The organism is Microbulbifer sp. MKSA007 (genome assembly GCA_032615215.1).
GTDB lineage: Bacteria > Pseudomonadota > Gammaproteobacteria > Pseudomonadales > Cellvibrionaceae > Microbulbifer.
In genome coordinates this window covers 540331-553682 of the sequence record CP128433.1, presented here as the reverse complement: position 1 = coordinate 553682, position 13352 = coordinate 540331, and the positions used below count along the sequence as shown (strand labels likewise).

At 52.4% G+C, this 13352-nt stretch carries 11 protein-coding genes and 1 pseudogene; 4 read left to right on the top strand and 8 right to left on the bottom strand.

Going from position 1 to position 13352, the window contains the following annotated elements; all coding sequences use genetic code 11:
- Positions 1-41 precede the first annotated feature (41 nt).
- Both QT397_05060 and epmB read right to left on the bottom strand, forming a co-directional pair.
- Positions 42-2129 (bottom strand): EAL domain-containing protein, encoded by a 2088-nt coding sequence (locus QT397_05060; protein ID WNZ56732.1) that lies wholly within the window; start codon positions 2127-2129, stop codon positions 42-44.
- A gap of 380 nt (positions 2130-2509) precedes the next feature.
- On the bottom strand, positions 2510-3550 hold the full coding sequence (gene epmB, locus QT397_05055) for an EF-P beta-lysylation protein EpmB (protein WNZ56731.1): 1041 nt from the start codon (positions 3548-3550) through the stop codon (positions 2510-2512).
- Positions 3551-4300: 750 nt separating this feature from the next.
- Between epmB and QT397_05050 the strand changes: the two genes are divergently transcribed.
- The 4 genes and pseudogenes from QT397_05050 (at position 4301) to epmA (ending at position 7900) form a co-directional block, all read left to right on the top strand.
- Positions 4301-5011 carry an iron-containing redox enzyme family protein gene (locus tag QT397_05050; GenBank protein WNZ56730.1) on the top strand — a complete coding sequence of 237 codons (711 nt, stop codon included), beginning with the start codon at positions 4301-4303 and terminating at the stop codon, positions 5009-5011.
- Positions 5012-5213: 202 nt separating this feature from the next.
- Positions 5214-6008 carry an aldolase gene (locus QT397_05045; protein ID WNZ56729.1) on the top strand — a complete coding sequence of 265 codons (795 nt, stop codon included), beginning with the start codon at positions 5214-5216 and terminating at the stop codon, positions 6006-6008.
- 314 nt (positions 6009-6322) lie between these two features.
- Positions 6323-6894: pseudogene (gene efp / locus QT397_05040) on the top strand (elongation factor P).
- Positions 6895-6946: 52 nt separating this feature from the next.
- Complete coding sequence (epmA, locus tag QT397_05035) at positions 6947-7900, top strand: EF-P lysine aminoacylase EpmA (protein WNZ56728.1); 954 nt, start codon at positions 6947-6949, stop codon at positions 7898-7900.
- On the opposite strand, the gene QT397_05030 is transcribed toward epmA, so the two are convergent.
- The 6 genes from QT397_05030 to QT397_05005 form a co-directional block, all read right to left on the bottom strand.
- Positions 7887-8699: a GNAT family N-acetyltransferase gene (locus QT397_05030; protein ID WNZ56727.1), complete on the bottom strand. Its 813-nt coding sequence runs from the start codon at positions 8697-8699 to the stop codon at positions 7887-7889. The two genes, epmA and QT397_05030, sit on opposite strands and share 14 nt — an antisense overlap.
- A 92-nt stretch (positions 8700-8791) precedes the next feature.
- Entirely contained in the window at positions 8792-9604 is an 813-nt protein-coding gene (gene cysE, locus QT397_05025) for a serine O-acetyltransferase (protein ID WNZ56726.1), read from the bottom strand.
- Between the two features lie 16 nt (positions 9605-9620).
- A complete protein-coding gene (locus tag QT397_05020; GenBank protein WNZ56725.1) occupies positions 9621-10607 on the bottom strand; it encodes a serine/threonine protein kinase in 987 nt (328 codons plus the stop codon).
- Between the two features lie 159 nt (positions 10608-10766).
- Positions 10767-11237 (bottom strand): ankyrin repeat domain-containing protein, encoded by a 471-nt coding sequence (locus QT397_05015; protein ID WNZ56724.1) that lies wholly within the window; start codon positions 11235-11237, stop codon positions 10767-10769.
- Between the two features lie 56 nt (positions 11238-11293).
- Positions 11294-12793: a catalase gene (locus QT397_05010; GenBank protein ID WNZ56723.1), complete on the bottom strand. Its 1500-nt coding sequence runs from the start codon at positions 12791-12793 to the stop codon at positions 11294-11296.
- Between the two features lie 165 nt (positions 12794-12958).
- Positions 12959-13345, bottom strand: coding sequence for a hypothetical protein (locus tag QT397_05005; GenBank protein WNZ56722.1), 387 nt, complete (start codon positions 13343-13345; stop codon positions 12959-12961).
- Positions 13346-13352: the final 7 nt, after the last annotated feature.

The following is a 13352-nucleotide window of genomic DNA, read 5'->3' as shown; positions in this document are numbered from 1 at the left end:
TGTTAAGGCGGTGCGGTTTTTTAAAAGCTTACAGAGAAAAATTATTCGAGACTGAAATCGAAGTTCATATCCTCCGCCGGCGCCTGCACATAGTACCCCTGAATATAATCAGTACCGGTCTGCCACAAAGTCGGCAGCATACTGGCCTGCTCAATATGGGGCACTATCACCTTGGTATCCGCCTCACCCAAGCGCTGTACCAATCCTGCCAGGGAGTCACTGCTCTCGCCTTCATCCTGGACCTCGCGCACGAAGGAGGGATCGATCTTGGCGATATCCACTTTCACATGCTCAAGAGCCTTGAACGGATTGAGTCCGGTGCCGAAATGACAGACCGAAACGCGACAACCCAATTGCTGGACCTGAGTGGTAAAGTCCCGGGCCGCGTGCAGGTTGCTGTTGATATCCTCCTGACGCAACTGGAAGATCACCGTTCCCGGAGCAACCTTGGCAGCTTTGAAGGCAACCCCCAGCCAGCCGGGTAAGCTGCTGTCCACCAGTGAAGCAGTGGTGATATGCAGCATCAAAGAAATATTCTTACCCTCAGCCCTGGCGGCTGCGGCGGCCTTGATCGCGGTAATAATTACCCAGCGATCCATTTTCGCCGACAGGCCCGCATCGCCGAGTTCCTGCAGGAAGGCCAGCGGTGCCAGCTCTTCCTTGTCATCGAGCATACGCACCAATACTTCGTACAACTGCTCGCCAGTTCCCTGCAAACTGAGAATTGGCTGATAAAGCAGCTTCAGACTGCCGGCCTCCAGGGCCTGAACCACCCGTGCACGGTGATAGGTATCGGCGTCGGCACCACCTTCAGTATCCGGCTCGTAGAGCGCAAAATTCCCACCTTTCTTTTCTTCACCCAGAGCCTGCTTGTGAGCAGATAACGCTTGGTCCAGCACCTGTTGCGCACCGCTGGAGGCTTCACTCATCAAGGAAATACCGATAGAGGCGGTAATTTGCAGGGTTTTGCCATCTGCATCGAAGATGGTGTCGGAAATCTTCTTCAATATATCCTGCGCGCGTTGCTCGATGCTGTCCGGAGTCGTATTCGGGCTGAGCAGGCAAAAAGCATCTTCACTGTACCGGGCCAAGGTATCGCCACTGCGTTGGCAGGACTTGAGTAATTCCGCCATGCCTTTTTGCAGAGCATCGGCACCGGCCACCCCAACAACTTTTAACACTTCATCTTCAAAGCGATCCACTTCTATCAGCATCAGACCGCCGGTATTGTGGGAGTCCGCTGCAGATTTGATGCTGGAATCCAATACCTGCAGGAAGTGCTGACGATTGAAAAGCCCGGTCAGCGGATCGCGGTTCTTGATATCGCTGAGCTGCGCTTCCAATTGCTCCGTATCACCCCGGCGCGAGGCAATACGCACCTGCAGACAGCGCTCATCGTCGTAAGTGGTGCTGAGTACTTCTGCGCGAGTGGGCAGGGATTCGCCAGAGGCGGTCTTAGCGGTAAATTTCCACTCTTTCGCCTCCAGCTCATTGTTGTCGATAGCGCAGCTTTTGAGGAATTCACGCCCCTCTTCCTGCTCATTTTCAGCCAGCATATCAATCAGTGGCTGGTATTCGATGTCCTCGCCAGAGTCGTAACCAAAGCGCTCTGCAAGGGAGTCATTGGCGTAGACGATCAAGCCATCAGATATATAAGCGATGGCATCTTTGGAGCTATCGAGTAGCTCCTTGGCACGGTTAAGGGTCGCGTGATAGCGGCGGTCGTGTAGGCGAGCCTGACGGCGATTGGCGAGCGCCCCCAGCTCCCGCTGTATCACAAAGAGAAGGTGTTGGTCTTCATCCACCACTACGACATCGCGGGCTCCGAGCTTCAAACCTTCCACCACAGGTTGGGCACCGGTGCGCTCGGTCAGCATAATTACCGGGACATCTTTTTGCAGCTTGCTGATGGTGCGCAACGCCACTGAGGGGGGCACCTGAGTACTGCTTTCAGCCGCGATCACTAAATCCCAGGTTTTATCCTGGAGCAGGCGGTTAAACACAGCCTCGCTGGCCACATGCTGTGCTCGATTGGGGCGGCCTGCGTTGTGCAGCATACTCACAAGGCGCTGGGCTTCCGACGGGGTATCGTGAATCAGGAGAAGTCGTATTGTGTCGTTGCTACTCATTATTTGCTCTATTTTTTTAATGGCGGCACACAGCTACCGCTGGCGGTAATTTTAGGGGGCGTCAAGGATGGCATACAAGGGTAGATCAAACTGGTACCTGTGATCTAAATCACACAACACCCCCTACAAAAGCTTCCACCTTTCCCATTTGCGAAACCACAGCCGCTAATCAAACTTTCCCAACCTAAGAAGCCCCTGGATACAGCGCTATAAAGCGAAATAGCAGCTGCTGAATAGGTCGACCGGCCAACTATATCTGGCACTGGCGTTATAGGGTTAGCCTAGATCAATTTGGCGATATTTATTCGCCCAACCTATCTCTCTTTATGAAAATCCCTGTCGAATACACAAAGATAACCCTTACAGCTATCAGCTGAGGTTTAGCTATGTTCAGCAACTACCGGGGATTTTGATGGGACGCCGGGGATTTCACGCACCAGTTTTGGTACCAGATAACCGGGTAACTGCTGGCGGAGGTGTTCGATTAGCTCCAGCGCTTTCGCATCAGAGACTTCAAAATGTGCGGCACCATTTACTCGATCCAGCTGATGCAAATAGTACGGAAGTACTCCTGCTGTAAAGAGGGATTCGCTCAACGCACCCAGCGCCTCGCGACTATCATTGACGCCTTTTAATAGCACCGCCTGGTTGAGCAGGGTAACCCCTGCGCTTCGCAACTTTTGCAGAGACTCCCGCACCTCACTATCAATTTCATTGGCGTGGTTGCAGTGCAACACCAGCACGGGCTTCAAGCGGGAACCGGTAAACCAGTCCAACATTTTCTGGTTTACCCGGCTGGGAGCAACTATCGGGAGGCGGCTGTGAATTCGCAGCTTATCCACATGGGGAATCTCGGCCAGCTCATCGGTGAGCCAGGCCAGTTGACGGTCACTCATAACCAAAGGATCACCGCCGCTCAGAATCACTTCGCGCAGCTCAGTGCGCGCGCGAATGTAGTCTAGAGCTGCCAGGCTCTGTCTGCGAGTTAGGTGGTTGTCACCGTAGGGGAATTCACGTCGGAAACAGTAACGACAATTGACCGCACACTGGCCCGCAGTGATCAGCAGTAGGCGCCCGTGGTATTTGTGAACAACTCCAGGCAGAGGGTTAGCTTCTGCCTCTTCAAGGGGGTCTGAACTAAATCCCGGCACTTTCTCCAACTCATCCGCACCGGGTAAAACCTGTAACAACAATGGGTCTTCGGGATCGCCGCAACGCATGCGCCGGACAAAGGGGCGCGGCACGCGCAGGGAAAAGCCCGAAGCTGCTTGCAAGGCCTTGGGGAGCTTACGCGGGTCTAGCTGTAGTAATTGAATCAACTCTGCCGGATCAGTGACCAAATCAGACAACTCATCCTGCCAGCAGCGGGATTCCTGTGTGTCGATAAGCTCTATACCGGGGGCCGATGATGACGCCATCATGGAGATACACTACAAAATAAGAGATTGTATCAGATCCCCCACTGCAATCTCCCGCCACCACTGACAGTGATGCCCCACAAAGGGTGCCGTGACCAGGTAGACATGGGAATGCGTACAAACCCATTAGAGAAATGGCATCTGTTTCAGAGCCTATCTAGTGAGTTAGTTGAACCCTCAAATCGATTCCCTAGGGTAATTACATAAACTGAATTTATTTTTGCAGAAACCCTATAAACATAATCAAAAAACCTTCACCAACCTTCTGTGGAAAAATATCGGATAGTTGGACTGTATCTTTAAGCAACCAGAGCCTTAACTCTTCTTTACCTGAATTTAGGAATAGACTCATTATCGGCGAAGCAAGTATTCACTCTACCTACCAATAAAAACCCTTACCCCACAAAACACTCCACTGCAACAAAGAAAATCTACACAGTCGACATTTCCACAATGAATTCAGGGAGCAAAAAACATTTTCCTTGAGAAATTCGGCAAGGATAAAGCAAAGCAAAAATTATTTATTAATAAAATTTTTATCACTAGAAAAAACATCCTCCAAAAACCATCAACAAATATCAAAAAATTCATAATTCCCTTATTCACAATAGGGATAATTTGGTGTTAATTTAAACGCCGGCAAAGAAAAACCATTTTGTCGACCCCGCCAAAGGCGGGCACTATCAAGAAATAAATAAAACACCTAAAAGGTGTTCAAACAGTAAGTTTAGAATTACAAAAAGGAATTACCCAATGGAAATGCAGCTTGAATTGCTTGAAGCCAATAAAGACCTACTGATTGAGCAAACTCGCGCACATCCTTTCTTGAAGCGTTGCCGTGAAGGCTCCATTACGTTGGACGAATTAAAAATATTTTTGGTTCAACAAGGTATTTACAGTGGATTTTTTGTTAGATATCTCTGTGCAATGATGGCAAACCTTCCGAGTAACCACGAAGTCCTGGAGCTTGCCGAGAATCTAATGGAAGAGCTGGGCCTGGAACCAGACAGCCCCAAACCGCACGCAGAAATCTATCGCGAAACCCTCGAGCATTTTGGTTTAACCCTGGAAAACGCAGAAGTTTTACCAGGCACTCAGCACCTGATCGATACCATGTTCAAAAACTGCCGGGACCTCAGGGCCAGTGCAGGATTGGGTGCCCTATGCCTGGGAGCCGAAGCCCTGGTACCCGATTTATATACAGATATTGTTGCCGGATTCCGCTCTTGCGGCGTAACCGATGCAGAAATGCAATTTTTCCTGCTGCATATTGAATGTGATGACGGCCATGCAGAAACCATTCGCGATATTATGGTAGATATTGGCTCCAAGGATCCAAGCCAACTGGACATAATGCTTGAAGCCGGGCGCCACCTTGTAGAGGCCCGCTTACAATTCTTCGATTCTATTGAAACCGCCTACCACTCCACTAAACATAAAAAAGTTGAAGCTGTTACAGCTTAATGAGCAAGCACTTATCAACCCACTCACAGGTGTTGTTGGAGAAAGCACGGGCATAGGGAAATGCCACCAACATAAATTCGACAGAGATCGAATCATTTTGAGTTAGGTTTTTAAAAATTATTCTGCGATAAGAAAATAAAAAAGGAAAATTTATTAAATATCGCAGAATTAATATGACTTGCTGTGAGAATTGGAGATAACAATGGCTGAAACACTATCACTGGCAAAAAACGAACTGGTTGAACGAGCCAGTGAAGCAATGAAACAGCACCTCAGCACCCCCGAGTGGTCTCTGAGAGAAAAGCTTGCGCTGACTTGCCGAATTTTATTTAACGATGGTCACGACTCCGGCCTGGCTGGGCAAATTACCGCCCGCGCGGAAAAACCCGGTACTTATTACACCCAACGCCTGGGCCTCGGCTTCGATGAAATTACCTCATCCAACTTATTGGAGGTCAACGAAGACCTCGAAGTACTGTCCGGAGAGGGCATGGCCAATCCGGCCAACCGCTTTCACTCCTGGATCTACCGGGCGCGCCCCGATGTGAACTGTATTGTGCATACCCACCCCATGCACGTATGTGCACTTTCCATGCTGGAACGCCCGCTAAAGATTTCCCATATGGACGCCTGCATGTTGTATGAGGATATTGCCTTCCTCAAAGACTGGCCGGGTGTGCCCGTGGGTAACAGCGAGGGTGAGCTGATTTCCGCCGCTATTGGAGACAAGCGCGCAATCCTACTGGGACACCACGGCCTGATTATGGCCTGTCGCTCTGTAGAGGAAGCCTGTGTAATGGCGGTTCAGTGCGAGCGCGCTGCCAAACTGCAAATACTGGCTGAATCCGCCGGCACCATCCAGGATATTGATCCCGAATTGGGCCGCGAAGCCCACGACTGGATTCTCCAGGAAAAACGCACGCAAGCGACTTTTGCTTACTTTGTGCGTCGCATGCAGAGAAAAGGTTATGGCGGCGGGGACGATCCATTAAGTTAAGTGCTTTTTGTGCAATGGGCTAAAGCCCATTGCACTGCCGGCTGCCCCAATAATTGCAGCTTGGCTATAACAACCGGAACGCCTCCCCTCCATTTCTCTCTGGCTATTCGTTCAAGCTCTCACCCTCCTGTATAATCCCGCTCCATCATGCAGGGCTGGCGGTGAAGTCTCTTTTCCCCAGCCAGACGAGTTACGTGCGGCTACCATTTGTGGCGGAAGCGGAGGGCGTTAGCCCAGCCTTGGCCGGAATCGGCTAGAAACAAAAAACTCGTTAAAAATCATATAGATAAATGACTTAAAGGGCTCTATTTGCTATGGCTAGTTACTCCACTAACGAATTCAAGGGCGGCCTCAAGGTGATGCTGGACGGCGACCCCTGCTCAATCGTGGAAAACGAATTCGTCAAACCTGGTAAGGGCCAGGCGTTCAACCGCGTGAAGCTTCGCAACCTGAAAACCGGTCGCGTATGGGAACGCACCTTCCGCTCCGGTGAAAGCCTGGAAGCTGCGGATGTGATGGATCGCGAAATGGAATACTTGTACAACGATGGCGAGTTTTACCATTTCATGGAGCCCGAGACTTTTGAGCAGCACCAAGCCAGCAGCGATGCTGTGGGCGATGCTTCAAAATGGCTCAAAGAGCAGGATATCTGCACTGTAACCCTGTACAACGGCTCTCCGCTGGCAGTTACTCCCCCAACCACGTTATCTTGGAAATTACCGATACCGATCCGGGCCTGCGCGGAGACACCGCCCAGGGCGGCACCAAGCCGGCCACTTTGGCTACCGGCGCCGTTGTGAAGGTTCCTCTGTTCCTGGAAATCGGTGAAACCATCAAGGTAGACACCCGCACTGCCGAATACCTGGGCCGTGCCAAGGAAGACTAAGTACCTCCTCCCCTCGAGCGGCCTACGGCCGCTCCTCTCCAGAGCACCCCCCATGAGCACAGATACCTGGCGCCCCACCGCCACTATTGCAGCCCTGCGCCAACGCGCTGCGCTACTCGCTGAAATACGCACATTTTTTGCTGAGCGAAATGTTGTAGAGGCTGAAGTTCCGGTGCTATCCCAGCGCGCCACCAGCGACCCCCATATCGAGTCCATCACCACCGAGTGCCGGGGCGAAAACGCCTACCTGGCCACCAGCCCTGAATTTGGTTTAAAGCGTTTACTCGCCGCAGGACTCGGAGATTGCTACTACTTGGGTAAGGCTTTTCGCCAGGGCGAATCCGGCGGTCGACACAACCCCGAGTTCACCATGTTGGAGTGGTACCGCTGCGGTTGGGACGATCACCAACTGATGGAGGAGGTCGCCAAGCTGCTCTGCGGTATTTTGGCGACGGACCAGGTTCAGTCCCTCAGTTACCGGGAATTGTTTTTAAGGGAGCTGCAACTGGACCCCCACAGTGCCAGCGAAGCCGAGCTGATTTCCTGCGTTAAGCGGGAAATGGAATTGTCTTTTGTACCCCGTGAACGCAGTGAGTGCCTGGACCTGCTGATGAGCCACCGCCTGGAACCCACCATGAGGGAGGGCATCACCCTGCTCTACGACTTCCCCGCAGAGCAAGCGGCACTGGCAAAAGTGGTGGCAGACGAACAGGGGACCCCCGTAGCCAGGCGCTTCGAAGCCTATGTGGGTGGATTGGAACTGGCCAATGGCTATTGGGAGCTAACCGACAGCGCGGAACAGCAGCGCCGCTTTGAAAAGGATCTGGAATACCGCCGTGCTAACCAGCGCCCTGTACACCCCTTTGAAGAGCGTCTGGTTGCGGCTCTGGATCAAGGCATGCCCGAGTGCGCCGGGGTCGCGCTGGGAGTCGACCGACTGCTGATGTTAAAAGCGGGTTACCAATCGATTGAGGAAGTTATCGCCTTCCCTTTCAGTCGGGCTTAGGGGCCGCCGGCGCCGGAGTGTATTGATAACGGGCAACCTCGCCAACTGCAAAAAAGCCACTATCGAGCAGTAGCTGCTGACGATCCGCCGGCACTAAAGCTACAAGATTTTTATGGTGGCTACCTTGGGCAGCGGTTAGCAGATGCTTGAACAGGGCCCGACCAATCCCGCGACCCCGGTAATCCGGAAGTGTCACCAGGTCATAGAGCCCCAGTGCATCCGCTGCCGCAAACAGGCAACCGGCGGCCACCGGCACACCATCCAGGCTAGCGAGAAACAACTTCAACCGCCCGCGCCGCTGCTCGGGGATTTCCTGCAGGCCCTGATAGAAGTGCGTCAATTGTGCCCCCTCCAGCTCCCCTGCCGCCGCTGCCTGCACCGCGCCGTAATCAGGCAAGGCCTCCTTTTTCACCGCACTAATAGTCAGCCGTTCCACTACCGGAACCTCGGCAACGCTGAGTCGGGGTATCTCGGCGGCCATAGCTACCAGGGACTGGCGCCGCTTTAGCCCAAGTTCATCCAAAGCGTCATTGTCCAGGGGTTTGGTGGCACTGTGCCAAAGGGTGAAGGGGCTGTGCCGCTCGGCAAAATAATCCAGCGCAAAACGCTGAATAATGCGCGGCGGCATTACCATATTGGAAATCACCTGATTGAGCCCAATGGAAGGCAGGCCGCTATCACTGCGGACAATACCTGTAATTTCCTTGGTGCAATCCGGAGTTACAAGGCTCGCGCGGTAGTCCGCATAAGCCTCCAAATTTCGGCAGGTAAGATTTTTCGCGCTGAGACTATATTTCATGGGTCAAAGGATAGTGCCAAGAACAGTGCCGTTGCATCATTTCCCCAGTGATCCCAGCCCCGCAGCCTGTGTTCGCTACGGGGCGACAAGCCTTACTTCTGAACTTGCGACAGGGCACACTGATCCATGGATAAAGCCGGTTCAGCACAGGTGGCTGCCCCGACAACTTTTGCCGGCACTCCGGCCACTAACACCTTTGCCGGTACCGTTTTAAGAACCACACTTCCCGAAGCAATCTGGGCGCACTCGCCAATTTCAATATTACCCAGCACCTTGCTGCCCGCACCGATTAAAACCCCGTGGCGGATTTTCGGATGGCGGTCCCCGCTCTCTTTACCAGTGCCGCCCAGTGTAACGGACTGCATGATGGAAACATTGTTTTCCACTACAGCCGTTTCACCTATAACGATACCGGTCGCGTGATCCAGCAATATACCGTCACCCATACGCGCAGCCGGGTGAATATCCACACTGAATACGACAGAGACACGGTGCTGTAAGAACATAGCCAGGGAGCGGCGCTGCTGCTGCCACAGCCAGTGGGCCACACGGTGAACCTGCAAGGCGTGAAAGCCCTTAAAGTACAGGAACGGCTCGTGCAGGGAGTGGCAGGCGGAATCCCGCAGGTAAATTGCGTTCAAATCCGCTCGCGCCGCATGCCCTATGGAAGGGTCAGCTTGTAGCGCCTCATCGATAACCTCGCGAATTAACAGCGCCGGTGCCACCGCATTGTCCAGCTTGTTGGCCAGGTGAAAGCTGAGCGCCGCCTCCAGGGAATTGTGGTTCAGGATGGTCGCGTGTAGAAAGCTGGCCAGGATCGGCTCCCGCTCTACCTGCTGCGCCACCTCTATACGAATCTTCTCCCAGATCAGATCCGCCTCAGCCTCGGTGCATGTCGCATCCATTATTGCTTTCTCCATGTTACACAGCCCCCAGGGTCAACGGGGGCTCCAGCAGCGCAGACTGCTGCTCGCGCAATGCCAGTATATGCTCTGCCCAGTAACGGGCAGTATTAAACCAGGGAAACGCCTGGGGAAAAGCCGGGTCCTGCCAGCGTCGCGCCAACCAGGCGGCGTGATGCATCTGCCGCAGGCAGCGCAGAGGCTCCACCAGCTGCAGCTGCTGGGGATCAAAACTATAGAAGGTTTCATAGCCTTCCAACACTGCATCCAGGTAAGCGGTTTGCTCTGCGCGATTGCCGGAAATCAACATCCAGATATCCTGGATCGCCGGCCCCATCAGGCAGTCGTCCAAGTCCACAAACCAGGGAGTCTCATCCCGCCACAGGAAGTTGCCACTGTGGCAATCACCGTGCAAGCGCAGCATACCCCAGTCCCGCTCAAACAGCGGGGCTATCTGTTCGATAATGTGGCCCGTGACGGAAGCGTAAGCCTCGCGGTTCTCACGTGGCAGGAAATCTCCATTCAGGATAAATTCCCGGCTATCGATTGCGAATCGCTGCAAAGTGAGGGATGGGCGATAGCTGAAAGGTTTGGCGCTGCCGGCCGCATGAATACGACCCAACATGGTCCCCACCTGTTCCAGGTGGTCAAAGTTATCCAGCTCCAACTGGCGACCGCCCCGTCGGGGGAAAAGCGCAAAACGGAATCCAGCGGACTCCATCAGGGTGCGCCCATCAAACTGTATCGGTGCCACCACAGGAATTTCGGCCTCTGCCAGCTCCAGGGTGAACTGGTGCTCCTCTAATATCTGCTCATCACTCCAGCGCCCCGGGCGATAGAACTTGGCAATCAACGGCTCGGCATCCTCAATACCCACCTGATAGACGCGGTTTTCATAACTGTTTAGAGGGAAAATACGCGCATCGGAAATCAGTCCGGTAGTCTCGACACAGTCGATCACCACGTCCGGCGTGAGGGCTTCATAGGGATGATGATTCGAGGTCATAGTGGGTACCAACTGGATTGCAGCTGGCTATGCTAACGCGGTCGCGGGGGCCGGGACAAACTGAGAAATGTGCCGCAAGCTAAAGCGGCCAACTCAAGAGGAGTTCACGCAGGACAGGAGCGGTGACACCACCCAATGCCAACCGCACAAAAAACTGTCTTAGTCTCCATTTGCCCGCTGTTGCTGCAATAGCTGAACCATTTGGTCACGACCAAAAACTTCGGCAAAATCCTCTGCGGAGTGGCCGGCCTTATTCACCTGCTGCGAATCGCAATCCTGCTTTAGCAGGGTTCGTGCAAGGACGAACTCACCGCGAAAAATCGCTGCCATCAGGGCAGTATTGCCACGGCGATCCTGGGCACAGGCATCTGCACCTCTCTGCAACAGGTAATCCACAGCTTCCCCCTTGCCGTTGTAAGTGGCAATCATCAGTGCGGTGTAACCTTTCGGGTTGCGTACATCCAGGGGGAAACCCGCTTGCGAAAATTCACGCAGCACCTCGGTATCACCAATCCTGGCTGCGGCAAAATAATACTGAGAGAGTTCGGTAAAATCAGATTCCGTTTTTTCCGGCTCCCCTGCCTGAACCCCCAAGGTGAGAAACAGTAGTGCGAATAAAAATGATCTCATAATTTCACCTGTATAAATTTAGCGGGCGACAGAGGTCGCCCGCACTTGGGTAAAAATTACCGGGCCAGTTTTTTCACGCGATCCAGATCGCCACCAACCGCTTTGGTTAAGCGCTGTCCGTAGTCCTTGTCCGCTTGATAGAAGTGGCTCAGCATAATGTGCTTAGTGTTTTCATCACTCACTTTACCCAGATCACCAGCGAGGTTTTCAATCAGATTCTGGCGCTCTTCAGGACTCAGGCTGCGGTAGAAAGCACCCGCCTGGGCAAAAGGCTGTTTCTTTTCAATGGCCTTTTGCTGGGTGCTGCCATTCAACGCCTTGTTGCTATAAAGACCTTTGGGGTCCTCGGTGCGCGCATCGATACGGCTCGGCTGATAGTTCACACCTGAAGTCTGTTGGCCGTAATTACCCGCCCCATCCTGGTTCCAGTTACTTACTGCAACACGGGGACGGTTGATAGGCAATTGCTGGTGGTTGGCCCCCAGGCGATACATTTGCGTATCGGAGTATGAGAATACGCGGCCCTGTAATAAGCGGTCTTCCGAAGGCTCAATACCCGGAACAATATTGGCCGGCGCAAACGCGGATTGCTCAGTTTCCTGGAAGAAGTTAGTGGGTACACGGTTAAGTGTCATGGTGCCCACTTTAGTTTCCTTCACGTCCAACCACATTTTGGTGGCGTCCAAGGGGTTGTAATTAAAGCTGTTAAGCTGGGAGGGCTTCAGTACTTTAATAAACAGATCCCACTGGGGGTACTCGCCTTTTTCAATCGCGGCATACATATCGCGAGTTGCGTGGCTGAAGTCCTTGCTCTGAATTTCTGCTGTCTCTTCCGCAGTCAGGTTCTTGATTCCCTGACGGGTTTTCCAGTGGAATTTCACATAGTTCACTTCACCCTTGTCATTGATAAATTTATAGGCGTGAACACCCCAGCCATCCATCTGGCGCAGGTTAGCCGGTGTACCGTAATCGGAATAGACCCAGCTCAGCATATGGGTGGATTCCGGCACATGGCTAAAGAAATCAAAGAAACGGTTGGGGTCCTGTTGATTAGTCACCGGGGAGGGCTTTAGGGAGTGAACCATATCCGGGAATTTAATCGCGTCGCGGATAAAAAATACCGGCAGATTGTTACCCACTAAATCCCAGTTGCCTTCTTCCGTATAAAACTTGGTGGCAAATCCACGGGGATCGCGCAGGGTTTCCGGGGAACCTTTTGAGTGGATTACTGTTGAAAAACGCACAAACACTGGCGTTTTACTACCGCGCTCAAACACCGCTGCGCGGGTTAAATCACTGAGGTCAGCCGTCGCAACAAATTCACCGTGAACACCAGTTCCACGAGCATGAACTACACGCTCGGGAATACGTTCACGGGCAAAACGCTGCAATTTTTGAATCAGTTGAACATCTTGCAGCAAATTACCGCCATTTTCTCCGGCGGTTTGTGCGTTCTGGTTGTCTCCGACAGGTGCGCCATTATCGCGAGTCAATGTCCCTGCATTGGCTCCGCCTATCAGACCGATAGTTAATGCAAATAAGGGTAAGTATTTCATGGGATTATTTATCTCTACTGCCATCTCTATTACAGGAGTAGAGCTTATAGGGGAGAACAATAAGCGGGAAATTAGACCTTGTTATCGCTCTTATAGTAGGGATCAATAACGGTGAGTCAGAAAGAGCAATTCAGATTTTTTAGCAAGTCAAAATAAAGTAAATGCTCAATCAGATTTTTTTCGCCTGGGCATAAGGTACCAAAGCACAGCGGCAATCAAAAAAAGTGCGGGAATATCTCCCATCAAATTGATTCGCTCTGTTTTATCCACCAATGCCTGCACCAACATAATGACGGCGTGTACAAGGCTGGACCATATAGTGAACCAAATTAAACTGGCATTTGCGGCGGGATTTTTTGCAGCGCGTATTAAAAACACCCCCAAGGTGACATAAATACCGATAATCATTTGCTCGTATTCTAGCTGCCGCGGAGTCCAGCCCCACCCTTCCGGCCAGATCCACATCATCATCGGGTAAATCGCCAGAATAAAAAGCACTCCTACAACGACCAGCGCTATTGGCAGGTATTTTGCTCGAGTTACCTCGTTCATAAATTAC